1 protein-coding gene is annotated in these 299 nt (G+C 37.1%); it reads right to left on the reverse strand.

What is annotated here, in order from left to right:
- A partial coding sequence (locus O6B72_RS09620; protein WP_462898181.1) for a GTA baseplate fiber-binding domain-containing protein occupies nucleotides 1–277 on the reverse strand: 277 nt, incomplete at its 3' end.
- Between the last annotated feature and the right edge of the window lie 22 nt (nucleotides 278–299).

A 299-nucleotide genomic window follows, 5' to 3' on the forward strand; every position in this document is an offset into this window, starting at 1 on the left:
GTGCAATCAGTGGCAAGGTGATAAGATCATTTGCATCAACAGGTGCAAACCAAACTTTAGCTCCTTTTAAATGTCTTGATATCTTTGTCCCACTAAGTCCTCTCATAAGTGTTTTAACTCTCCATTTGCCACCACCTAAACTCTGTCTAAATTGAAAATTTATAAACTCATCATCTATTAAGCAAGTAAATTTAATCCTTTGCCACCCAGCCCTTGTGCCTTTTACTTCCCAAAGCTTAGTTATCTCATCTATTTCGAAATTTAGCTCATCACCCATTTCCTCGCTTATTTCAAAGTCC

Origin of the sequence: Campylobacter ureolyticus, assembly GCF_027277485.1 — a bacterium.
GTDB lineage: Bacteria > Campylobacterota > Campylobacteria > Campylobacterales > Campylobacteraceae > Campylobacter_B > Campylobacter_B ureolyticus_B.